Below are 23,435 nucleotides of genomic sequence, written 5' to 3'. Positions count from 1 at the left end.
CGATGCTGCAGCTGGAAACGCCACGGCTGTGCAGGACAGATTGGAGGGTTCGGCCAGTCTAGGCGGTAAGCATACTTAGGGATAGGGGCCGTTGGGCCCTAGCTGCCGCCGTCGTAATCATCCGCGCGCGCGTCAGGCGAGGGCTTCCTCAATGGCAGCGATGACCTCCGGCGAGTCCGGTTCCACGGTGGGAGCAAAACGGGCCACCACAACGCCGTCGCGGTTTACCAGGAACTTTTCAAAGTTCCACTTAACGAGACCCGGGAGCAATCCGTTCTTGAAGCGGGTGAGCTCCGCGTACAGCGGGTGCTGGTTCTTGCCGCGAACATCGGCCTTCGCGGTCAGGGGGAATGTCACGCCGAAATTGCGCTCGCAGAATTCGGCGATTTCGTCGTCACTGCCCGGTTCCTGCCCGGCGAACTGGTTGCACGGAACCCCCAGGATTTCGAACCCCTGGTCCTTGAACTTCCCGTAGAGCAACTCAAGGCCGCCGTACTGCGGAGTGAAGCCGCATTGGGAAGCTACGTTGACTACCATCACCACGCGCCCCTTGAAGCGGCCAAAATCGGTTTCGGTGCCGTCGTTGAGGGTCAGCGGAATGGAGTGGATCGAATTCACGGTGGGCTTCCTTAAGAAACTGGTCATGGCTGCTATTCGTTGACAACGGCCAAGTGTATGGGTTGGTGCCCGGGTGAATTCGGGTGGCGGGATCCTGTCAGGGCGTTGGCGTCGGGGTGGAGGTCCCGGTCGGAGCCGGTTCCGCTGTCATTGTCGATTCGGGGGCGGTCGTCGGTTCCGCTGTGGCCGTGGGTTCCGGCGAAGGGTTCCCGGTGGCCGTGAACGTGGGTTCCGGCGTGTCAGTGACCGTGGGCCCGGCCGCAGGCTCTGTTATGGGCATGCCGGTGACGGTTTCCGTCGGCGACGCTGCCGCAGTGGACTGCCCGGTCGTGGTCGGCGACGGCGTTGGCGTCTCGGTCAGAGATGGTGAGGGTGTCGGCGTGGCAGTTGAGGTGCCGGTGGGCGGCGGCGCGCTCGTCGTCGAACTCCCCGGCGCCGTGGCGGTAGCGGAAGTACTCGGCGTCGGAGACGGAGTGGTGGCCGTCGCCGGGGCCGACGGTGTTCCGGTCGCGGTGGCGGAAGGCGTTCCCTGCACGGGCCCCTCGGTCTCCCCGCCCGCCACCGTATGCGAGTTGTCGGCGGCGACAGGGATTGCCCAGGTGGGGTCGCCCTTGGGGGCGTCCACTCCAGGGACGTAACTGATCATGTCAATGGTCCCGAGCTCGTCCACCTGCTTGGTGGGCAGGAGCTTCCATTGCAGCGGGTTGACATGGACGCCGTCGAGGATGGTTTCAAAATGCAGATGGCATCCTGTGGACGAACCCGTGGTGCCGACTTTCGCGATGACCTCGCCCACCTGGACGGAGTCCCCCTTCTTGACGGCGATCCCTTCCAGGTGGTTGTACGTGGTGATCAGCCCGTTGCCGTGATCGATCTCCACCCGGTTGCCGCCGCCCCAGGGGTGCCAGCCGACGGCCCTGACCACTCCGGCGTCGGCCGCGTAGACCCGGGTGCCACACGCGGCTGCGAAGTCCTGGCCCCAGTGGAATTCCCCGGCGGTGCCGGTCAAGGGGCTGACCCTGAGCCCGAAGCCGGAAGTTTCGGTCAGCATTTCGAGGGGCGCCATGAGCGATCCCGCAGGCGGCCGCCTCAGTTCTTCGGACGCAACGTTCAGTTCACGCTTGCCGCTTTTGGAAATGGTCCGGATATCGCTGCGGCTGAAGGAAACGAGGGCATTGGCGTTGGCGGCAACAGCCCCCGGTGCAATGCCCAGCGGTTTCATGAAGGCGCCCGGCCACGAGGGTGCGGTGCCCGGACCGCCCGTCCCGGCCTGCTGCGAGGTGGCGGCAACCACAGCCGCCGGCGGTGAGGCTGGTGCCTGGAGACTAAGTGCAATCACGCCAAGCGTTGAAACAGCGCAAACGCCAAGTATGCGCGCAGCGGTTAGGCAGGGCCTGCCTGGATGTTTGTCGCGTCCGTATCCCCAGTGATTTCCCACGTGCTGACTCCTGCGATAGGCCCGCCAGACCCCAATCTCGACGGACTTACGATTCCTATGGGACCACAGCCCACCGCCTCTGTGAACCCCCATCACGGAGCACCTGGATAGACTCCCGCGGGATTCCGCCCTTTCACGCCAAAATTCCCAGCTGGCTCACAGCCACCGGGTCCCGGAACTGGAAACTCCCCCGGCCGGATGTTCCTCCGGCGGCGGCCCGCGGCAGAGTGCGCGACAATGGACCATGCGCAATGTCCTCAGGGAGTGGCGGGCCGAGCTTAGGCAAACATTCACAGGATCACGGGGGGCCGTGCCGGGCTGGGTTCCCCTGCTCGAAGAGGGTGACGACGCCGGTTATCACCTCCCGGGGTCCGCGGTCTGGGCGGTACACGGGTCAATGACCACTATTGTGGCGGGAATCCGTGCGCTCTTGATGCAGGCACTCCACCCCGGCGCCCTTGCCGGCGTGCACGACCATTCACGGTTCCGGGAGGATCCGCTGGGGCGGCTTGCCGGAACCATCCGCTGGATCTTCACCGTGTCCTACGGTTCCACGTCCGCGGCGCGTGCAGCATCCGGCTGGGTCCTGCGGCTGCATGAATCAGTGCGGGGCGAGTACGTGGACGCTCACGGTGTCAAAAGAAGCTACGCAGCCAACGATCCCGAGCTGCTCCGTTGGGTGCACATCGCGTTCACCGACGCATTCCTCTCCGCCCACAAGATCTGGGGGCGCCCCATCCCGGGCGGCCCGGATGCCTACGTCCGCGAGTGGGCGCACGCCGGACTGCTGATGGGCGTGGACTCACCGCCGCTGAGCGAGGCGGAAATGCGGCAACAGCTGGACAAGTGGTACGACGACGGCGACCTGCGCTCCGACGAAAGGGTGGCCGAAATTGTGGCCTTCATCCGCAACCCGCCGCTTCATCCCTCACTGCGCCCCGGCTACCGGATGCTGTTTGCCGCAGCTGTTTCCAGCCTCGAACCGAAATACCGGGACATGCTGGGACTCCGTCCGCCACGGCTGGGGCCTTTGCCGCTGCCGGTGCGGTTTGGCACCAAAGTGACTCTCGGCGTCGTCCAATTGGCGCTTGGCGGTGCCGGTCGCGGCCGCAGGGTTGGCCCGAGTGAGCAGGCTGCACGGCGACGCCTGCGGCGCCTTGGATTTGCGGCCTAGGTCCCTAGGACGCAAAAAGGCCCCGGTCCGAGGACCGGGGCCAAACGCGGAGAATGGGGGATTTGAACCCCCGAGGGCGTTAACCCAACACGCGTTCCAGGCGTGCGCCATAGGCCGCTAGGCGAATTCTCCAGTAGCTTCTGAATCAAAAGCAGATACTAGAATACCTGAACTTTTCGGCATCACCCAATTGGGCCTGACCGAGCGTTGCGGCAGCACATTCAGGGGCCGTCCCCGGGCCGCGCATTTGCGGCCAGATCCGGCGGCCGAAAGTGTCCTTAACGTAAAAATGGACGCCCCCAATGCGCCCACTCTTCCGGAACACCGTTGAGCTGCCGGGTCCGGCCCTCGCGCCAGGCCCTGCAGCTCACAACCTTGAGTTCAACTTGAGATTGCCCCAATCGGTGTACATATCCATGGTCCGCTTTGTACCGGTGATAAGCAAGGGTTCCTCGCCGTTATCGGCGGACCGTTACCGTCTTGTGCCGCTAATCGCCTGCCTGACCCGCTTGCCGAAGTACTGCCAAAATGGGCACATGACGCAACTTCACGCCCTGGTGACCTATGTTCCCGCGGACCACGCGGAGGCTGTACTGGCCGCTGTGGGTGACGCGGGCGCCGGACGGATCGGCAACTATTCGCACTGCGCCTTCACAGCCCCAGGCACCGGCCGGTTCACGCCCATCGCCGGATCCCGGCCGTTCATCGGTTCGGAAGGCCGCAGCGAACAGGTGCCGGAGGTAAGGATCGAATGCGTCGTTGAGGAAGAAGTGCTCGAGTCCGTGGTGGCCGCGCTTCGCGCCGCCCACCCTTACGAGGAGCCCGCTCTGATGAGCTGGGCAGTCGACGGACACCGCCTGTCCCCGCCGCCATTGGACGGCCGCGAAGCGTAGTCGAGCGTGCCCTAAACGGGCCGCCGGCTGCCGATTCGGGGCACACGAAATCATCGGGTAAACTCATTGACGGCCCCTCATGTGGCGTCATCCTGTTGAACTCCCCCAGGACCGGAAGGTAGCAAGGGTAAATGGGCTCTGGCGGGTGCATGGGGGGTCTTTACTATTCCCCCACAGGGCGGCAAACTGTCAGCCCGGATTGGTAGGGTTTTCTCTGTGAGTGTTACAACCGCCCTTTACCGCAGATACCGTCCAGATTCCTTTGCTGACGTTATCGGGCAGGAACACGTCACGGAGCCGCTGATGACGGCGCTGCGAAAGAACCGCGTCAACCACGCCTACCTGTTTTCCGGTCCCCGCGGTTGCGGAAAGACCACTTCGGCCCGCATCCTGGCCCGCTGCCTCAACTGTGCCGAGGGCCCCACCGACACTCCCTGCGGCAAGTGCCCCAGCTGCGTCGAGCTTGCGCGCGGCGGCTCCGGCTCCCTCGATGTGATCGAGATCGACGCCGCGAGCCACGGCGGCGTGGATGACGCCCGGGACCTCCGCGAACGCGCCACGTACGCTCCCGTCCGGGACCGGTACAAGATCTTCATCATCGACGAAGCCCACATGGTCACCTCGGCGGGCTTCAACGCCCTGCTCAAGATCGTGGAAGAGCCGCCGGAACACATCAAGTTCATCTTCGCCACCACGGAGCCGGACAAGGTGATCGGCACCATCCGTTCCCGGACCCATCACTACCCGTTCCGGCTTGTCCCGCCCGAGCCCCTCATGGCCTACCTTGAGCTGCTCTGCAACCAGGAAAACGTTCCGGTGGCACCTGGAGTGCTGTCCCTGGTCATCCGGGCCGGCGGCGGTTCCGTCCGGGACTCGCTCTCGGTCCTGGACCAGCTCATGGCGGGCGCCGGTCCCACCGGACTGGACTACGAGCTCGCCGTCGCACTGCTGGGCTACACCCACGCGTCCCTGCTGGACGACGTCGTTGAAGCCGTGGCGGCGTCGGATGCCGCCACAGTCTTCCGGGCGGTGGACCGGGTGATCCAGACGGGCCACGATCCGCGACGCTTCGTGGAGGATCTCCTGGAGCGCTTCCGCGACCTCATCATCGTCCAGGCGATGCCGGAGAGCGCCCAGTCCATCCTGCGCGGGATGCCGGCCGACCAGATAGCCCGCCTGCAAAACCAGGCCCACAACCTTGGCGCAGCCGAGCTGAGCCGGGCGGCGGACGTGACTAACACGGCCCTCACCGAGATGACGGGGGCAACGTCGCCGAGGCTCCACCTTGAGCTGCTCTGCGCCCGTATCCTCCTTCCCACGTCCGAACAGACCGAACGCGGCATCGCCGCCCGGATCGACCGCGTGGAGCGGCGCCTGAATTACGGCGGGAACGACGTCGGAACTCCCGCCGCTGCTGCAGCGGCACCTTCCGCACCGGCAGCGGCTCCGGCTCCGGCGGCGTCCCCGGCAGCGGCTCCGGTTCCCGCAGCACCCGCGCAGCAGCCATCCGCAACACAACCCACCGCGCCACAGCAGCCCGCGGCTCCCGCTCCCGAGGCTCCCGCCCGCGAATCCCTCACTCCGCCGCGCGTCTCCACCACCGATTGGCCGGTCGACGAGGCACAGCCGGCGAACCGGGGTGCCTCCGGCTCCGCCCCGTCGCGTCCGGCCGGCCAGCAGACTGCCGCCCCGCAGCCTGCCGGTCCGCAGGCTCCGGCGGCACCTGCCGCCGCATCGGAACCCGCATCGCCGGCTCCCGTCGAACCCGTAGCGGCAGCGCGGACAGCCCAGCGGCCCGAAGCGGGCCAGCCGGCGTCGGAGCGCAACGTTCCGGCGCCGAATGCCGGCGGTGACGTCGAAGTGCTCCGCCGTGCCTGGCCCGAAGTCCTGCAAACGCTAAGCAAGATCAAGCGCAGCACGTGGGCGCTCGTGGAACCGAATGCCCAGGTGGGCCAGTTCGACGGCCAGGTGCTCACCCTGGCGTTCACCACCTCCGGACTGGCCGGTGCTTTCGGCCGGGCCGACCACTCGGAAAATCTTCGCCAGGCAATCCACAAGACCGTGGGTATTGACTGCCAGATCCATGCAGTGTCCGGCGGCGCCAGCAGCTCAGCGAGCTCTGAGCCAAACCCAAAAGCACCGGCTAGCCCGGCGTCGCCGGAGACGCCCGCTGGCCCGCCAGCGCCGGCGAAGGCCGCTGGCCCGGAAACCCCGGCGACGGCCGCTGACGTTGCCTGGGGCCTTGCCCCTGCGTCCGCCGCAACGGTCGCAGATCCCGACGTGAGCCCGGCGGGTGCACACCCGGCCGCTACCACGGCAGCCGGCGCCGCCACCGTGGCCACCCCGGCCGAGCGTCCAGACACGGACGCCATGCCTGTCCAGGCCGCCGACGCTGCACACACGGCCACCGCTGCCGCCGCCGGTGCTGACGCTGAGCGGAAGGCCGTGCAAGCTGAGCCCGCGCAAGCCCCGCAAGCGCCGCCGGCGCCGCGGCAGCACGACGACGCGTCCGGTTCCTACAGCTACCCGGACGACGACTGGGGCCCGCCGCTGGACGAAGACGCTCCCCCGCTGGATGAAGAGCCTCCCATGGACTGGACTCCGTCCGTTCCTGCGCAGTCACGGCCGATCCAGGCAGCCGCAGCCTCTTCCGGCGCACCGGCTCGTCCGGCACCCGACCGTCCGGCACCGGCAAGCCGTGTCGCGGCCGACCAGCCGGCCGGCATCCCTGCTTCCGCCGGCTCTTCGCGGACCGCCGGCGTTACCGCCAACGACGATCCATGGTCCCGCGCCACGGAAGAGGCGCCGGGTGTCTGGACCGTGGGTGCGGAGTCGAACGTTGGCAAGTCCGTGGAAGATCCGGACCGAGCAGGCCTGTCTGTGGTTCCCGAGCCCCAGGCGCCGCACTACGAGCCGGCGGCGGCACAGCTCCCCCGGTCCGTGGAGACGCGGGAAGCCCGCGCCCTCCACACCGGTGATACCCCGCACCCGGCCGAAGTCCGGCAGCCAGTGGGTGCACTGTCCGGTGCCGGCAGTTCCGCTGGCGCAGGCTGGGCAACGTCCGCGCAGTATGGTCCTGCCACGGCAGCGGACCCGTCGCCGGCCATGTCCGGCCCCGACGTCAGGAGCATTGCGTCACCTGCACCTGCGGCTTACGCATCACCGCAGGCCCAGCCCGCCGCTGCCCCGGCAGCCGCTCCCGGCGGGACAGTGAAGCAGAGCCTGTACCAGCGGCTGTCCAACAGCCCGGAGGCCGAAGCCGGCCGGGCCAAGGCCCCCGCGCGACAGGCCGAGGCCGTCAAGACCTACGTCCAGGACACACCCAGTCCGGACGACGAAACGATTGAGGAATCGAACGTCTTTGGACGCGCCGCCGTCGAGCGTATTCTGGGCGGAAAGCTGGTGGAGGAACGGTCCTTGGACGGGAGCCCGATCGCACCCCGCTTCTAGCCTGCCCCGCCGGAAAAGCACCCTTGACCCGGACAGCCACTAACGGGACTCCGTCGCAGCGGGCTGACCCTCCCGGGTTCCCGGCAGGGAACGGCGCGCCTGCGTCCGCCGGCCCATCGATCCACGAACCCAACAAACGATTCAAACGAACGAGGACATTGTGTACGAAGGTGCAGTTCAAGAGCTGATCGACGAGCTTGGCCGCCTTCCCGGCGTGGGGCCCAAGTCCGCCCAGCGGCTGGCATTCCATATCCTCGAGGCGGACCCGCAGGACATGAAGCGGCTTGTCGAGGCCATCACCACCGTGAAGGAGCGCGTGAAGTTCTGCACGGTGTGCGGCAACGTCACGGAGCAGGAACTGTGCAACATCTGCCGCGACCCGCGCCGTGACCCCTCAGTCATTTGCGTTGTGGAGGAATCCAAGGACGTCCTGGCAGTGGAGCGCACCCGTTCCTTCCGTGGCCGCTACCACGTCCTGGGCGGGGCGATTAACCCCATCGCCGGCGTGGGCCCCGAGCAGCTGCGGATCAGGGAGCTCCTTACCCGGCTGAACGACGGTGCCATCCAGGAAATCATCATCGCCACGGACCCCAACCTCGAGGGTGAAGCCACGGCCACTTATCTGGCCAGGATGCTTAAGTCCATCGGCATCACGGTCACCAGGCTTGCCTCGGGCTTGCCGGTGGGCGGCGACCTGGAATACGCGGACGAGGTCACCCTGGGGCGCGCGTTCGAGGGCCGCCGCAACGCCCTGAGCTGACCGGGCACCGACGGCAATCCATGGAACCGCCCGCCTCCATCATCACGCAACGCTTGGAACTGCGCCTCCTGGCGCAGGCCGACGCCGCCGCACTGCGGGGATTCCGTGGAGACGCAGATGCCGTCCGCTACCTCTCGCACCAGCCACTGACCGCGGGACAAACGGACCTGCTCCTCGCTGATCTACTGAGCCGCGCGGAACGCTCAACAGCCGAGTGGTTCCACTTTGGCTGGGCAGTGGTTCTCCGCTCAACGGGCGTGGTAGTCGGTGACGGCCGCACGTGGAACACAGCCGAACCACCGCTGCCGGGCAGCCTGCCGGCCCGCTGCGCCAGCCTCGGCTACCTGCTCCACCCCGACTATCACGGCAAAGGATACGGCCGCGAGGCCGCCGGAGCTCTTGTCCGCTGGCTCTTTACTGAACGCGGAACCCACACCGTCTACGCGGGCGTCTACGAACCCAACACTGCCTCACGGCGCCTCCTCGAAGGTCTGGGGTTCGCACGGGATCACTACTTCACGGCCAGCCAGGACACACACGGCAAAGCGCTGGCATCCTGGCGGTACCGCCTGGACCGGACGGCATGGACCCTTGCCGGCAGTGACTAGCCCGAGATGACTAACGTGAGGCCACCATGCGGTCACAATTCAGCGCCGCGGGGTTCCCGGCGATAAACTGGGCACATCAGTTACGCCGTCGCGCCGTTTTGGTTGCTTGGCCCCGGAACCCCGATTTGATGCAGTGAGGGTGCGCGCATGAGTATGCCCACTACCGAAGTGAAGACAGAGAACCAGCCCTACGTGCTGCCCGTCGCTACTGCCCGCACCAAGCAGCTCATCGTGCAGAAGTTCGGCGGCTCCTCCGTTTCCGACGCGGACGGCATCAAACGGGTCGCCAAGCGCGTCGTCGACGCCCAAAGGGCGGGAAACGAAGTGGTTGTGGTGGTCTCCGCAATGGGCGACACCACCGACGAACTGCTGGACCTCGCCGCCCAGGTCACCGACTCTGCCCCCGCGCGTGAGATGGATATGCTCCTGTCCTCGGGTGAGCGGATCTCCATGGCCCTGGTAGCCATGGCCATCAACAAGCTCGGCGCTTCAGCCCAGTCCTTCACGGGCTCCCAGGCCGGCATGATCACCGACGGCATTCACGGCAAGGCGCGCATTATCGACGTCGATCCCCACCGGATCCGCACCGCACTCGACAAGGGACACATCGCCATCGTTGCCGGCTTCCAGGGCATGAGCCGCACCACCAACGAGATCACCACCCTGGGCCGTGGCGGATCCGATACCACTGCGGTGGCCCTGGCCGCCGCCCTGGACGCCGACGTCTGCGAGATCTACACGGATGTGGACGGTATTTACACGGCGGATCCCCGCGTAGTGCCCTCCGCCCAGAAGATCGACCGCATCTCCAGCGAAGAAATGCTGGAACTGGCTGCGTCCGGCGCCAAGATCCTGCACCTGCGCTGCGTGGAATACGCGCGGCGCTTCGGCGTGCCGCTGCACGTGCGTTCATCATTCAGCCAGAACGAAGGCACCTGGGTCATGCCCGGAGCCGACGACAAGATCACGACTCAAGAGGGAGTTGCCTTGGAGCAGCCAATCATCTCCGGCGTTGCGCACGACCGTTCCGAAGCCAAGGTCACGGTTGTGGGTGTGCCAGACATTCCGGGCAAGGCCGCAGCGATCTTCCAGGTCATCGCCGACGCACACTCCAACATCGACATGATCGTGCAGAACGTTTCCACCCACGGCACGGGCCGGACGGACATCTCCTTCACGCTCCCCATCGTGGAAGGTGCTGACGCCCTCGCTGCCCTCCGTGCGGCCCAGCCCGAAATCGGTTTTGAAAGCATCGAGTACAACGAGCAGATCGGCAAGCTCTCGCTGATCGGGGCGGGCATGCGCTCGCATCCGGGCGTCTCGGCCACCTTCTTCAAGGCACTGTCCGACGCCGGCATCAACATCAACATGATCTCGACCTCCGAAATCCGCATCTCGGTCGTAACGCACGCCGACCTGCTCGATGACGCAGTCCGGGCAATCCACAAGGCCTTCGACCTGGACAGCGAAGACGAAGCAACGGTTTACGGCGGCACCGGCCGCTAAGGCCGGCCCACCCGGGACGTCGCTGCAGGAACGGCACAGCTTCATAGAGAAAGGCACAGTGGCCTAAGCCGCTGTGCCTTTCCTGTGTTGCCGTTCCTTCAACTGCAACGGGCTATTTAATGTCTTCCTTGCGGACCGCGTAATGGTGTCCCTCGGAATCCGTCTCCACTTCGAAGTGGGCCAGGTCCTCTTCGGAAGCGGCCTCAAAGTCGTCGTGCCTGTGAACAACGGGCACGGTCGGATCACCCCGCGTGGCGGGCCCGAAGAAGAACCGCAGCTTGTCGGTCTTGCTCATGAAGCGCTGTATCGCCTTTGCCACAATTCCCACCCCCTTTCCCATTTTTCGGGTCAAGCAGTGATGCATTGGCCGGTTGGTACCTGTGCCCATATTTTACGCCCGGGAAGTGAAAAAGGCCCAGGGCGGCAGGGCCGTCGGCGGCCTAGCGCAGGGACTTGTCGTCCGGGTTCCTGGGCACCACGTAAGTGCTTCCATCCGGCCTGCGCATGGTTTCCCACTGCTGGGTCTCCGCTTCGCGCCGGGCAAGGAGGGCCTTATTCTCGTCGGTCATCTCATGGCCCAAGGAACTGCGGTTGGCCGGCCCGAAGATGGCCCGGAGCTTGCCTGTTGCGCGCATGAACCTTTGGGCGGCGTTTTCCTTGTTGGCCATTGTGGATTCCCTTCAGAACGGTCTCGTCCAATCCAGTGTACGCTAATCATTAGCCCACTAACGATTGAGGAGAAGACGATGAATCAGCGCTCGGCTGCGGCCATCGAAGCGTCTGACGAAGACCTCCTGCTGGAACACCAGCTCTGCTTCGCCCTGACGGTTGCGTCCCGCAGCGTCGTGGGCGCCTACAAGCCGGTGCTGGACACCCTCGGGCTGACGCACCCGCAGTACCTTGTGATGCTCTGCCTTTGGGAGTCCAGCCCGCGCTCTGTCCGGGACATCAGCGATGCACTGGCCCAGGAGCCGGCCACCATCTCGCCGCTGTTGCGCCGCCTCGAAGCGGCCGGCTACATCACCCGCGGCCGCGCTGCCGGAAACGAGCGGGCCCTTGCCGTCGGGCTCACCCCGAGCGGCGCAGCGCTCCGGCAGCGGGCCACGGCGGTTCCGGGCACCATGATGGAGCGCCTTGGCCTGACCCGCGACCAGGTGGGCGCACTCCACCAGGCAATGACTGACCTGATCGCTGCCACCAAGGCCGCGGCCGAACGCGATGCCGCCGGACGGGACGCCGCCGGCGCCTAGCCCGGACCCCCAGTGACCCCATGGCAGGGACTCACTGCGCTGTCACGGACACGTTCAGTTGGGTAGACGGTCCCGTACCGTATTTGATCAGGCCCACCCAGTTGCCCGCCGCTAGTCCGGTCCAGCTGGCAGTGAGCTCGCCGGTGGCGCCGTTTTCAATAGAGAGCGGGTTGGGACTGACCGTGAGGTTACCGGCATCGCCGGCGAGAATCATCGCTTCAACCGAAGCTGCCGTTGCTGCGCCGCCGGGGCTGGCGAACAGGTTGGTGGTCACCTTCCAGTCGCCCGCCACCGGATCGGGGATGGAGACTGCCTCGTTGGCTGCAGGCGTAGCCCCCGGATAGAGCAGGCCGGCAGGCGAAATCACGTAAAGGTCGAAGTCCGCTGCCGGGTTGGCGGAGGTGACCGCAAACCTCGCCAGGGAAGAACCTGCCGGCACGTTCACGATCTGCACGTCGTTCGCGGCGTCCTTGACACCGGTATACGGCCCGGGAACCAGGCTGATCGCCGTCGAATTCGCCTTGGCAAGGCCCTTCACGGTCACATCGATGGGCTCCGGACTTCCGGACGTTACCGGAATGACGATGCTGCCGCTTCCGCCGGCGGACGAGGCGTTGACGACGGCCGGTGCAACCGCCGTCACCGAACGGACCGCAACCGGTGAGCGGACGGTGGCCGCATCCGAGCTCCAGGTAAGTGAGCCGCCAACAAAGGCGTCGAGCGCGGCACCGGAGTTCGTGAACTGCACCGTGAACGTGGCTTTCTCCCCTTCTGCCAGGGTCAGCACGTCCGGCGTCACCTCAGCCGTGATCCCGGAAACATCGACTTCCGCACGGTAGCTTCCTGCCGTCAACGCCGTCACCGTCCGGGTGACCGTTTGGGTGCCGGTGAGGCCGCCGAGGGCGATGGACGGCAAGTTGACGTCCTTGGCGGCCAGCGGGGCAACTCCCAGCTGATAGCCCAGCCCCTGCAGGAAGCCGAGCCAGTCGCTGGGGCCGGCGTCATACACCAGTCCGGGCGTTGCAATCCTGGCCGGATCGATCTGTCCGGCGCCCTGGGCAAAGACGTCGTGCACGGGGGATCCTTCGGCGTCCACCAGGTCGTAGGCCGTGGTCATCATCGCTGACTTCACGGTCGCGGCGGACCACAACGGGTTCTTGCCCAGCAATAGTGCCCCGAATCCCGCAACATGCGGCGCTGCCATGGACGTTCCGGACAGGAACCCGAAGTTCTGGCCGTTGGACCCGGCAGGCGAGACAGCCGCCAGCACCCCTACCCCCGGAGCAGCAATGTCCGGTTTCAGGAGGTCACCGTTGGCGGCGAGGGTGGGCCCGCGGGAGGAGAATCCCGCGATCTGCGGGACCGGCGGCGGGTCCAGGCCAGTGGTGTCAGTGGCCACCAGGCTCGCAGTCAATGCCGTATCGGCCCCTACTGCCTCCTTAATTGCGGGGTCGTCGAGGTGGACCGTGGGAACGCTGTGCAGGTCCACGTCCAATGAATTGGGCGTCAGGTTGACCAGGACCATGCCTACGCCGCCCGCCTGGGCCACGGTCATGCTCTTCGCCGTCCGGTCCACCACACCGCGGTCGCAGACCACGATCTTGCCGGCGGTTTTGGCCGGGTCCAAGGTGCCGGGCGCGCACAGGGCTGCGTTGGCTTCGACGGCGTCTGCCGTCTTGAGAGCCGCGGCGAGCGCGATGGGCGCGTTCGCGACTTCGGTGGACATGATGCTGGCACCGGCGAACTTCTCGCCGCTGGACAACTCCACCGTGCCGCGGAGGCTGCTGCTGTGGGTGGAGGCCGCCACGCTGGTCATCCAGGGAGCGGCATGGTTCACGGTACTGGCCGCCGGGCCGGAGTTGCCGGCCGACGCGGCCACGAAGATTCCTGCCGCCGCGGCATTCAAGAAGGCGATGGACACCGGGTCCACCGTCGAGTTGTTGGTGCCGGAGATGGAGTAGCTCAGGACGTCGACGCCGTCCCTGATGGCATCCTCGATGGCCTCCACGCCACTGGAAGCGAAACAGCCGGTGGTTGCCGGGCTGACGCCCTCCCAGCAGACCTTGTAGATGGCGAGCTTCGCCGCGGGAGCAACACCCGATCCCTTGCCGAAATCCCTGCCGCCCACTGCCTGGCTGACATCGCTGTTGCCCGCTGCGGTGCTGGCGGTATGGGAGCCGTGGTTGTTGATGTCCACGGGCGAGTACGTTTCCTTCGGCGAGCGCAGGCCCGGAGGGACGGCGGCCTTGAACGCTGCGTCGTAGTAGCGGGCACCAATGACCTTGCTGTTGCATTCAGTTCCGGCGAATTGGTCGCCCGCCTGACAGACGCCGGCGAATGTGCTTCCGTCCGCCTTCAGCATGGTGATCTGGTTTCCGGCCGACAGGTACGGTTCGCCCACGTGGGGGGCTCCGGACAGCGGCTTCACCTGTTCTCCGGCAAAGAAGGGATTGCCCGGCGTGTAGCCCGTATCGAGTACGCCCACCACCGTGCCCTTGCCCGCGTTGGCGTCGCCGCCAAACTGTTCGGCCCAGACTCCCCCGGGACCCGGCAGGCCCAGGAATTCGGTGCTCGAGTAGTCGATCTTGTACTGGCTGTCCTTAACGACAGCAAGGACGCTTCCGTCCTTGGTTAATGCGTTTGCCTGCTCCGCGGTCAGCTCCGCGCTGAAGCCGTTCACCGCCAGCGTGTAACTGTCGTCGATGGCCACGCCTTCTGCCGCGGCCAGCCTGCTCTGCTCTGACTCCAGGTGAGCCGAGTAGCGCCGGGACTCAGCACTGTCGGCGTCGAGCTTCCTGCCGTTGGACGCCGCGGTCCCCGGAATGCCCTCGACGCCGCCGGTGTAGGCCGCCAGGGGCCTGTCCTTCAGCATGACGATGTAGCGGCCGGCGTCCAAGGATGGCGTTTCTTCCGCCGCCGGATCGGCGGCCGCCCAGGCGGGAGCCGCCAGTCCCTGGCCGATCATCAGGGAAACACCCAAAGCGACGACGGCTGCGAGGCGGATGGCAGGATTCCTGCTGTGAACGCGGGAGCCGACAGGCGGGTAAGTCATGACAAACTGCCTCCTAGGTTGCCGGACCGGTGGCGTAAACCGGTCCCACCTCCCGGATGTATCCGTCCACATCGGCGCAACGTGGGCGTGAGGCCATACATCCAGTGATGGGAGAAACATACCGGAGTGGGGCTGCGGAATCGAGGTCTTCCGGACAGATTTAATCTCCGCGCCCGCCAGTCCCGGGTTCCTCAGACGGCCGCAGCCCGGGACCCCGGGCCGAACGGCAGGGTTCATCGTGGGCCTCCGGCGATAGAATGGACCAAAATGAGGAGGACCGGCAATGCGTAAGGCATGGATTCACGCACTCGTTCTGCTATCCGTTGCCGGTCTCGCCGCATGTTCCCCTGGCGGCGGGGGCGGCCCGACTCCTTCGCCCTCGGCCACTTCGAGCACCGCCGGTCCCACGGCCGAGCCGTCGCCTGACGCTGAAACAACTGTCCCGGCCCCCTCGCCGCCGCCGACCGCGGCGCCAGCAACGTCCGGTCCGGGCAAGGGAAACGCCGAGCTCGCCATCATGGTCAAGCCGTCGGAATCGGAAGCGGCCCTGAACTACACCCTGGTATGCAAGGACGGCGTTCCGACGGCTGAAAGCAGCCATCCCTCGGCCGCGGCGGCCTGCACCGCGCTGAAGGAGAACCCTGCCGTGCTGAGCCCTGCACCCCGGGGCACGGACCAGGCCTGCACCCAGCAGTACGGCGGCCCGCAGGAGGCCACCGTCACCGGGATCGTGGATGATTCCCCGGTGGATTCGTCCTTTGCCCGCAGGGATGGCTGCGAGATCGGCCTGTGGAATGCGGCCAAGGACATCCTGGGGTCCGCGGGCGGAGCTTCCTAGGCTGATGCAGATTTTGAAGCACGGGCGGCAAACGGTGCTGCCGGCGGACACCTGGAAACACCACGAAGCGGACCACCAGGCCCGGGTCAGGCGCTATGCCGACCCCTACCTTGCCCGCCGCTCCGCGGGCAGGAAACACCCCGTTGAGGATTTCCTCTTCACTTACTACACGCAAAAGCCGGGCCAGCTCCTGCGCTGGCACCCGGGTGCCGGAGTGGTCCTTGTGGGGGCCGGGGCCGCCGCCCGCGCCGATTGGAAGTACTACCGGATGCTCGACGACGGCGACCTCGCCGCCGCCGGCCTGTCTCCCGGGACCACCGCGGCAACCGTTGACCTCACAGCCTTTCTGGCCGAACGCAAGGAGGCACTGCAGTTCGCCGAAATCATCCTGCGCGGCACGGCATCGCGGCCTGCCCAGTTTGGCTGCTTCGGCCTGCACGAGTGGGCGATGGTGTACCACCAGGACAAGTTTGAGCTGCGCCACGAATACCTGCAGCTGCGCCTCGGGTCACAGGGCACTGACCGTGTAGTGGAGGACAACCGGATCCGGTGCTCGCACTTCGACGCCTTCCGCTTCTACACGCCGGATGCCACGCCCCTGAACGAACTCACTCCGAGCCGGGACAATCAGCGCGCCATGGAGCAGCCGGGGTGCCTGCACGCCAACATGGACCTCTATAAATGGGCGTACAAGCTGGCGCCGGCCCTGCCCAGTGAACTTGTTATGGATTGCTTCGAACTGTCCTGGCGGGTCCGCGCCATGGACATGCAGGCCTCACCGTACGACCTCGAGGAGTGGGGTTACCCGCCCATCCCGATCGAAACGGCCGCCGGCAAGGCGGAGTACGTTGAACACCAGCGGGCGTTCTCCATGGAGGCGCAGGTGCTGCGGGGGCGGTTGCTCGAGGCCTTGGCACCACTGATCGCCCAGGTCCGGGGCAGCTGATGACCGCCGACGTGGATCTGACCGTCCGGTTGACCGAGGCGCCGGGGGCCCCGGAGCACGAGTTCCGCCTTGTTGTGCGCCACGGAGTAGTGCCGCAGGCCGCCGCAATGAAAGGGTCAACCCTGCCGGACCCTGCTGCGGCGCTGGCCGCCGTCGAGCGTTTCGGCGACGAAGTGTTCTTCGTGCCCCGGCGGCGGGACATGATGTGCACCCAGCAGTACGGAGGCCCGCAGGTGGCCATAGTTACGGGAACGTTCCACGGCCGTCCGGTCCACAGCCGGTTCAGCCTGACCGACGGCTGTGAGATTGCGCGTTGGCGATCGCTCGCCCCGCTGTTCGGCGGCACGCCTGGATCCACCGGCCAGACCTGACAGGAACGTCCCGGGAGCCTTGCGGCTGCCGGGACGTTCCTGGTGACGCTGTTTACTGATGGTGTTCCGGACTAGGTTCCCGGTACCGCGTCAACGGCCGTGACCGCCGGGGCACCGGCCGGGGCGGGCGCCGTTTCGGTGCCCACCTTGACGTTGATCCACGTCCTGATCCCGTTTTCCCCCAGGCTCAGCCGGCCCAGGTAGGATCCCGATGCCAGGCCGGTCCAGTTGGCTGTGGCCGTGGTGGCCGTGCCGTTGGGGGCAACGATCGGGTTCGGGGTGACAGTCAGGTTCCCGGAATTGCCGAGGAACGAGGCAGCCTGGACATGCGCGGAGGCGGGCCCGTTGTCCGGGGTGGAGTACAGGTTCGCCACGAGGTAGTAAGTGCCTGCGCGGGGCGCTTCCAGGTCCAGGAACTCGCTGGCCGACGCCGTTGCCACCTGGGTTGCCACGAGGCCTCCGTTTCCGTTGGGTGCGTAAACCACCATGTCCCAGTCGACGTCGTCCGTTTCGGCCTGGATGCCCAGACGCGCGAAGGTCGCGCCCGCCGGCACCTCCACTTTAACGACGGCGTTGTGTTCGTCATTCTTTGCGGCGTAGGCGCCGGGTGTCTTGGTGATGGCCGTCTCGGACAGCGGCGCAAGCCCTTCAACACCCACCGCTATGGGCGAATCCGAGCCGGAGACGAGGTCCATGGTTCCGCTGCCCGTGCCGGTAGCGGAACTGAAGGAGAACGACGGCGCAATCTGGGCGTCCACCGGGCGGACCGCAATGGGCGAGCTGACGGTGCGCGGCCCCTTCCACGTCAGCGTGCCCGTGGTGAACTTGCCCACCGGAGCGCTGACATTCTTGATGGTGATGGTCACCTCACGGGTCTGCCCCGCCTTGGCGAAGTTAAGCACCTGCGGCTCCACATGGACACTGACACCGGGCATGTCCACTGCGGGCCGGTAGCTGCCCGGGACCAGCGCGGTGAGCTGGCGCTTGACCTGGATCTCGCCCACGAGGCTGCCCAGGGCAATGGAGGGCAGGTTGAGGTCGCGAGCGGCAATGCTGCCGGCCTGGGGTGCTCCGGTCGCCACGCCCTGGCCGTTCAGGAAGGCCAGCCACTGCTTGATGTTCGAGTTGTAGACAAGCCCCGGATCCAGCACGCGCGTGGCGTCAATGTGCCCTGCGCCGCCCTCGAACGGGTTCCGGTTCGGAGTGCCGTCCGCGTTGACCAGCGGGTAGGCGGTGGTCATCATGGCGGACTTGACCATGGCAGGCGACCACGTGGGCTGCTTGCTGAGCACCAGGGCTCCGAATCCCGCAATGTGCGGGGCAGCCATGGAGGTTCCGGACATGAAGCCGAACTGTGCGCCGTTGTTGCCGATGGTGGAAACGCCCGCGAGGACGTTCACGCCGGGAGCGGAGATGTCCGGCTTCAGGAGGTCCCCGCCGGAGGCCAGGCTCGGGCCTCGGGAGGAGAAGCCGGCCACCTGGGGTGCCGGCGGCAATGGCTCGCCGGTGAGGTCCCCCTTGACGAGGCTCACCGTAAGCGCCGGGTTGGCAGAAAGCTTGGACTTCAGTTCCAGGCTCTTGGGGGCATTGACGTGCACGGTGGGCACGACGTGGTTGTCCGCGTCCTCGGAGCTGGAGGCCAGGTTGACCAGGACCATGCCAACGCCGCCCTTCGCCTGGACCTCAAGGCTCTTCGCCGTCCGGTCCACAACACCGCGGTCACAGACCACCACCTTGCCGGTGACCTTGGCGGCGTCCAGCGTTCCCGGGCCGCAAAGGTTCGCGGCAGAAGGCGCATCCGGGGCAGCTGCGTCGGCGGCCACTACCACGGCTGCGTCCTTGACTTCAGACTTCATGATGGACGCGCCCCGGAACATGCTGCCGTCGGATACCTTCACCGTGCCGAGCAGGTCGCTGGGGAAAGTCGATGCCGCGACGGTGGTCAGCCACGGCGAGGCGTGGTTCACGGTGGACACGGCGGGGCCGGAGTTGCCTGCCGATGCCGAAACGAACACGCCTGCGGCAGCCGCGTTCAGGAACGCCAGGGCCACGGGATCCGTCGTGCTGTTGGTGTTGCCGGAAATTGAGTAGTTCAGGACATCCACGCCGTCCTTGATGGCTGCGTCAACGGCTTCGACCGAGGCGGAGGAGTAGCAGCCGCCGGTGTTGGGATTATCGTCTTCCCAGCAGACCTTGTAGACGGAGACCTTGGCGGCGGGGGCAACGCCGGAGCTCGTGCCGAAGCTGGCGCCGTCGATCACCTGTTCCACGTTGGCGTTGCCGGCGGCGGTGGTGGCCGTGTGTGTGCCGTGGCTGCCCACGTCCACCGGGGAGATCAGTTCCTCCGGGGCGCGGTGTTCGGGTGCCACGTACTGACGGAAGGAGTCGGCGAAGTAGCGGGCGCTGACCACCTTGGAGTTGCAGAGGGTTCCGTCGAAGGAGGCCCCTGATTCGATGCCCTTCTGGCATTCGCCCTGGAAGGTCGTGCCGTCCGACTTGAGCATGGCGATCTTGCCGTCCGCGGTGAGATACGGAACGCCCACCTGTGCCTTGCCCTTGAGCGGCTGCACTGGATCCCCCCGCAGGAAGGGGTTGTCCGGGGCGTAGCCGGAGTCGATCACGCCGACCACCACACCCTTGCCGGCGCCGGATTCGCCGCCGAACTGCTTTGCCCAGGCGCCGTCGCTGCCTGTGAGCTTCAGGAAGTCGGTGGTGGTGTAATCCGGTGCGTTCTCCACGTCCGGTGCCACCACCAGCACGTTGCTGTCCTTGGCAAGCTCGGCAGCCTGCACCGCGGTGAGCTCGGCCACGAAGCCGTTGAGCGCGCCCGTGAACTGCTTGGACGGGGCGACGCCCTGCCTGGCCGCGACGTCCCGCTGGGCCTTGCGGAGGTGCGCGTCGTAGGCCTTGTAGTTCTGGCTGCCGGAATCAAGTTTGCGGCCCTGTTGCGGCTTGGTTGCCGCGATGCCGGCCGTTCCGCCGTCGTACGCCGCCGCAGCCTTCTCGGCGAGGACCACGATGTAGCGGCCGTCTTTGTAGTCTGTCGGGTTGACGTTTTTGGCCTGTTCGACTCCGCCGGTTTCGGTGGGCGCCGCGGTAGCGGGACCCACTGCGACGGAGGAGAGAAGCAGCGGGAGGCCAACAGCCAGCGCTGCCGCCTTCCGGAGTCCCCCGACCCGGACAAGGCTTGTTCCTTTTGATTTCACGAGCGACTGAAACCTTTCATGAGGTACGGGTCCGGCGGTGCGGCCGGTCTCGGTCAGCTGGGAAAGAGGCAGCCGGACTGACAGTTCCTGTCATCCGGCGAGACCAGCCGTGTCAAACAGTACAGAGTGAGAGCCGAATATGACATAGGACACAACAGTCGTTGTACTTTTGTCATTCGAGGCTCGGGCCGGGCACAGCCAGAAGCCCTGGAAGGGAAAACCGCGACGGCGGGCGGGCGGTTCCCCGCCGGCCCGCCGCCACGGTTCACTACGCGGTCACCATGCTTGCTCCACGTCAGCCGATGGACCCTTTCGGCGTGACCTGAAGTCGGTCAAAGGAAACCTGCTGCCCCTCGGAATCCAGGACCACCACGTCGTCCCGCCCGTTCTGCACGGTGGAGGGCAGGAGGAACTCCACAGTGTCCGCCGTAGTGGGAAAGATCCAGCCGAGGCGGAAGCCGTGCTTGTTCAGGTAGACGTAATACCACTGGCCGTAGGGAAGGCCGCGGAGCGTCACCTTCTCGCCGTTACGGTATTTTTCGTTGGTGCCCAGGTCGACGGGCGGAACCTGACCGTCGAAATCCTGGACCGTCAACGCCGGAACGGCCACCGGTTTGGCCGGCTGGAGCCGCAAAGCCACCGCTTCGGCCTGCACGTCAACGCGCACCTTCCGCGACCCGTTGGATGCAGAGGCGGCAAACGGAGAGGCAGGCAACTGGCCGGCCGCGATATCTGCGGGGGTCAGGATGTGCACCCGGGTTGCTGTTGCTGTTTCCCCGATGCCCAGCCTGTCCACTGAAATGCCGGCATCCGGAGCCGTGACGTTGGTCAGCGCGACGTTGCCGGCGTTTCCCACGCCATAGGTGTAGGTGACGGAATCCCCGGCACTCGCGTAGCGGTCGCCGTCGGCATCGGTCCATTCAGCCGAGACCGTGCCGTCCAGCTTCGGGGTCCGGACCGCGAGGTCCACTTCGCCGCCGTCCACACGGTATTCCCGGCTGCTCTGCCCGGACGCAGCAACTGTCCAGGTGGAGTCGGCACGGAAGAATCCTTCCTCCGCCTCTTCCCGGGTCACGGCGTGCCGCGGTGTGGAGCATGCGTAGGATCCTGCCGCGGCAAGGTTGAGCCATCGGCAGTTTCCCGAACCCGGGGGTACGAGGGGTGAGAAATTGCCGGCAGTCGGCACAAAGTCCGCGGCCAGGGGGCCGGTGTTGCTGACGGTAAACGTGTAGGGCACCTGCTCGCCGGCGGCGTACGGCTGCGCGGCGAGGTCACGTCCGGCATCATTCCGGGCACCGGTGATCGATCCGGCCAGCAGGCCATCCCGCAACGGTACGGCCGCTCCCTTGAAGGACACTGCCTTCGTCAGTGCCGTATTGCCGGAGGCCGTGACGGTGAACTCAGCCACAGGGACGAGGTAGCCGCGCGCTATGTCTTGAGGAGTGAGCGTGTGCTTCGGTGTGGTGCAGTTGTAGCTGGCACCGGCGGCAAGGTTGTTGTACCGGCAATTAGGGGCCGACGGCGGCAGGAACCCGGTCTCGAAGGTCCCGGAAACGGGGACTGCATTGGACGTGACGTTCGACGTGCTCTTGACCGCGAAGGTGTAAGACAGCACCTCGCCTTCCTTATACGGGTTCGCCGCCACGTCCCGTGCCGGCGCTGAGCCGGCGACGGTCAGGCCAACCTGGGGGGCTACCGGGCTGTTGGCAACGAACGTGTACTGGGACACCTTTCCGTCGGCCGTGGTGAAAGCCGCATTGAGGGATGTTGGACCCGAAGCTCCGGCCGGCGGCGTGAGCTGGACGTTCACCGTGGCAGAGCTACCCGGTGCGAGGTCAGGAACGTCCACCGTGGCGGCGGACCATCCCGTTGGCGTATAGATACTGGCACGGGCGCCGGACAGGACATGGGCTTCCTGGTTGGTAACCGTCACCGGGACCTGCTGCGCAACACCGGGCGCAATGGTTTGTGCGGGCACGTTCACAGGAGCGCAGACATAGTTCAGCCATGCGTCGTCGAAACTGGCGAACTGCATGTTGTCCGTGTAGTTCGCCTCGTACAGGACGCCGAACTTGCCGTCGGCCAGGCGGGTAATGGTTGAATACGCGGAGAAGCCTGGACGGATGGTGCGGACACCGGGCCACGTTGCTCCGTCGTCACAGGACACGCGCGCCGAGACGTTTTCCCTGGCGGTCTTGGAGTTGGAATTGGTGAAGATCAGCTTCCTTGCCTCGGCAGAGCCCTCCGGTGCGGCCGGGTACATCCGGGAGATTGACCCGTTGTTGGCAGGGTCCGGCAGTTCAGTGTCCTGCGTGACCGGTCCGTAGCTGGCGCCGCCGTCGGTTGACACGGCCACTTTGCGGTAGCCGCCGTTCGCGCTGTCCCTCGAATTCAGCAGCACCCTGCCGTCGGAGAGTTCCACGGTCTTGTTCTCGTCCATGCGGTCGCCGATCGGGGCCCCTTTGTGCCACGTTGCGCCATGGTCATCCGAGTAGACGCTGTAGGCCTGGAAGAGTTCCGAACCGTTGGCTTGACGCACGTAACCCGAGTACTGCTGAATCAACCGGCCTTTGTGTGCGCCATATTTGAGCTGGATCCCCTCACCGGACGCCGCGAAGTTGGTGCGTACGTCACCCGGCTGCGGGTTGGTCTTACTGCTTCCGGGTTTCGTGACGTTTGTGATGAACCGGGGCTGGCTCCAGGTGCGGCCTTCGTCGGCGGACTCCACCACGGCAGAGGAAATGACATTCCTGTCGGCGTCGTCGTTGCCGTAAGTGCTGGCAGAGAAGCCGGCGTCCTTTGAGTAGACGAACAGGGCGAACACTTTGCCCGCCTCTGCGTCGTAGATGTACGACGGATCACTGAACCCGTATTTGGGGCCGCTGGCGTCAGCCACATGGCCGGCAGCGATGACGGTCAAAGGACCCCACGTTGCGCCGCCGTCGATGCTGCGGCGCTGCACGATCGAGTTCGGGTTCGGCGCGTCGGCCGAGCTCCCGGGCCTGCCGTCCCACGCTGCAAGTACAACGTCGTTCCCGAGGTAGGTGAGCGCGGGAATACGGTAGAAGAAATTGTCGGCCGTCCGGTCTGCGGCAATGTTCGCTTCGGCGAAGGTGCCCGGGGCGGCTGCCGGATTGGAGGGCGGAGCCGGCTCGGCCCTGGCCGGCAACCCGGGCCCCGCGATCAGCGCCATCCCAAGGATCCCTGCGGCGGCCACCCGGCCCACGGAGCCGGCTTTGCCGGCCGGCTGCCTCTTTTTGAGTTTCAAATCCACTGTCCTTTCAGGTCGCCGCCCTGGGGCAGCAGTGCGAACACGTGCGGGTCA

Annotated in this window: 17 protein-coding genes, 1 tRNA gene and 1 other RNA gene; 11 read left to right on the top strand and 8 right to left on the bottom strand. The window is 66.2% G+C overall.

The window, feature by feature from the left end; translation table 11 throughout:
• Positions 1-132: 132 nt before the first annotated feature.
• Together ACSQ12_RS03055 and ACSQ12_RS03050 are read right to left on the bottom strand one after the other, a co-directional pair.
• Positions 133-618, bottom strand: coding sequence for a glutathione peroxidase (locus ACSQ12_RS03055; protein WP_307864455.1), 486 nt, complete (start codon positions 616-618; stop codon positions 133-135).
• A gap of 97 nt (positions 619-715) precedes the next feature.
• On the bottom strand, positions 716-1,957 hold the full coding sequence (locus ACSQ12_RS03050; protein WP_436064277.1) for a peptidoglycan DD-metalloendopeptidase family protein: 1,242 nt from the start codon (positions 1,955-1,957) through the stop codon (positions 716-718).
• Between the two features lie 343 nt (positions 1,958-2,300).
• Here ACSQ12_RS03050 and ACSQ12_RS03045 point away from each other — a divergent pair, with 343 nt between their 5' ends.
• Positions 2,301-3,230, top strand: a complete 930-nt coding sequence (locus ACSQ12_RS03045; protein ID WP_436064276.1) for an oxygenase MpaB family protein — start codon at positions 2,301-2,303, stop codon at positions 3,228-3,230.
• Positions 3,231-3,277: 47 nt separating this feature from the next.
• Here ACSQ12_RS03045 and ACSQ12_RS03040 read toward each other — a convergent pair.
• Positions 3,278-3,362, bottom strand: a tRNA-Ser gene (locus ACSQ12_RS03040).
• Between the two features lie 404 nt (positions 3,363-3,766).
• On the opposite strand from ACSQ12_RS03040, the gene ACSQ12_RS03035 reads away from it, so the two are divergent.
• The 6 genes from ACSQ12_RS03035 to ACSQ12_RS03010 all read left to right on the top strand — a co-directional run bounded on the left by ACSQ12_RS03035 (position 3,767) and on the right by ACSQ12_RS03010 (position 10,447).
• Complete coding sequence (locus ACSQ12_RS03035; protein ID WP_436064275.1) at positions 3,767-4,123, top strand: hypothetical protein; 357 nt, start codon at positions 3,767-3,769, stop codon at positions 4,121-4,123.
• A 68-nt stretch (positions 4,124-4,191) separates the two neighbouring features.
• Positions 4,192-4,288, top strand: an RNA gene (gene ffs, locus ACSQ12_RS03030) — signal recognition particle sRNA small type.
• Between the two features lie 51 nt (positions 4,289-4,339).
• Complete coding sequence (locus ACSQ12_RS03025) at positions 4,340-7,573, top strand: DNA polymerase III subunit gamma and tau (protein WP_436064274.1); 3,234 nt, start codon at positions 4,340-4,342, stop codon at positions 7,571-7,573.
• Positions 7,574-7,733: 160 nt separating this feature from the next.
• Entirely contained in the window at positions 7,734-8,333 is a 600-nt protein-coding gene (gene recR, locus ACSQ12_RS03020) for a recombination mediator RecR (RefSeq protein WP_028272227.1), read from the top strand.
• Positions 8,334-8,353: 20 nt separating this feature from the next.
• Positions 8,354-8,941, top strand: a complete 588-nt coding sequence (locus tag ACSQ12_RS03015; protein ID WP_436064273.1) for a GNAT family N-acetyltransferase — start codon at positions 8,354-8,356, stop codon at positions 8,939-8,941.
• Positions 8,942-9,088: 147 nt separating this feature from the next.
• The gene (locus tag ACSQ12_RS03010; protein ID WP_436064272.1) at positions 9,089-10,447 is read left to right on the top strand and encodes an aspartate kinase; all 1,359 of its coding nucleotides are present in this window, start codon (positions 9,089-9,091) and stop codon (positions 10,445-10,447) included.
• A gap of 112 nt (positions 10,448-10,559) precedes the next feature.
• Here ACSQ12_RS03010 and ACSQ12_RS03005 read toward each other — a convergent pair whose 3' ends face one another.
• Together ACSQ12_RS03005 and ACSQ12_RS03000 are read right to left on the bottom strand one after the other, a co-directional pair.
• On the bottom strand, positions 10,560-10,742 hold the full coding sequence (locus ACSQ12_RS03005; RefSeq protein ID WP_209747562.1) for a hypothetical protein: 183 nt from the start codon (positions 10,740-10,742) through the stop codon (positions 10,560-10,562).
• Positions 10,743-10,887: 145 nt separating this feature from the next.
• The gene (locus tag ACSQ12_RS03000; protein ID WP_209747564.1) at positions 10,888-11,115 is read right to left on the bottom strand and encodes a hypothetical protein; all 228 of its coding nucleotides are present in this window, start codon (positions 11,113-11,115) and stop codon (positions 10,888-10,890) included.
• Positions 11,116-11,193: 78 nt separating this feature from the next.
• Here ACSQ12_RS03000 and ACSQ12_RS02995 point away from each other — a divergent pair, with 78 nt between their 5' ends.
• Positions 11,194-11,697 (top strand): MarR family winged helix-turn-helix transcriptional regulator, encoded by a 504-nt coding sequence (locus ACSQ12_RS02995; RefSeq protein WP_209747566.1) that lies wholly within the window; start codon positions 11,194-11,196, stop codon positions 11,695-11,697.
• A 31-nt stretch (positions 11,698-11,728) separates the two neighbouring features.
• On the opposite strand, the gene ACSQ12_RS02990 is transcribed toward ACSQ12_RS02995, so the two are convergent.
• A complete protein-coding gene (locus ACSQ12_RS02990) occupies positions 11,729-14,749 on the bottom strand; it encodes a S8 family serine peptidase (RefSeq protein ID WP_436064271.1) in 3,021 nt (1,006 codons plus the stop codon).
• A gap of 283 nt (positions 14,750-15,032) precedes the next feature.
• Here ACSQ12_RS02990 and ACSQ12_RS02985 point away from each other — a divergent pair, with 283 nt between their 5' ends.
• Genes ACSQ12_RS02985 through ACSQ12_RS02975 form a run of 3 tightly spaced genes read left to right on the top strand, consistent with a single transcriptional unit; the run spans position 15,033 to position 16,904 of the window.
• On the top strand, positions 15,033-15,587 hold the full coding sequence (locus tag ACSQ12_RS02985) for a serine protease inhibitor (RefSeq protein ID WP_436064270.1): 555 nt from the start codon (positions 15,033-15,035) through the stop codon (positions 15,585-15,587).
• Positions 15,588-15,591: 4 nt separating this feature from the next.
• Positions 15,592-16,533: a 3-methyladenine DNA glycosylase gene (locus ACSQ12_RS02980; RefSeq protein ID WP_436064269.1), complete on the top strand. Its 942-nt coding sequence runs from the start codon at positions 15,592-15,594 to the stop codon at positions 16,531-16,533.
• The gene (locus tag ACSQ12_RS02975) at positions 16,533-16,904 is read left to right on the top strand and encodes a serine protease inhibitor (protein ID WP_209747573.1); all 372 of its coding nucleotides are present in this window, start codon (positions 16,533-16,535) and stop codon (positions 16,902-16,904) included. Before ACSQ12_RS02980 ends, ACSQ12_RS02975 begins: the two co-directional genes overlap by 1 nt.
• Positions 16,905-16,975: 71 nt before the next feature.
• On the opposite strand, the gene ACSQ12_RS02970 is transcribed toward ACSQ12_RS02975, so the two are convergent.
• The gene (locus ACSQ12_RS02970; RefSeq protein WP_436064268.1) at positions 16,976-20,110 is read right to left on the bottom strand and encodes a S8 family serine peptidase; all 3,135 of its coding nucleotides are present in this window, start codon (positions 20,108-20,110) and stop codon (positions 16,976-16,978) included.
• Between the two features lie 295 nt (positions 20,111-20,405).
• Positions 20,406-23,303 (bottom strand): exo-alpha-sialidase, encoded by a 2,898-nt coding sequence (locus ACSQ12_RS02965; protein ID WP_436066923.1) that lies wholly within the window; start codon positions 23,301-23,303, stop codon positions 20,406-20,408.
• Positions 23,304-23,435: the final 132 nt, after the last annotated feature.

This window comes from Arthrobacter sp. LjRoot14, assembly GCF_964253905.1.
GTDB lineage: Bacteria > Actinomycetota > Actinomycetes > Actinomycetales > Micrococcaceae > Arthrobacter.
This window is presented reverse-complemented; position numbering and strand designations above follow the sequence as displayed.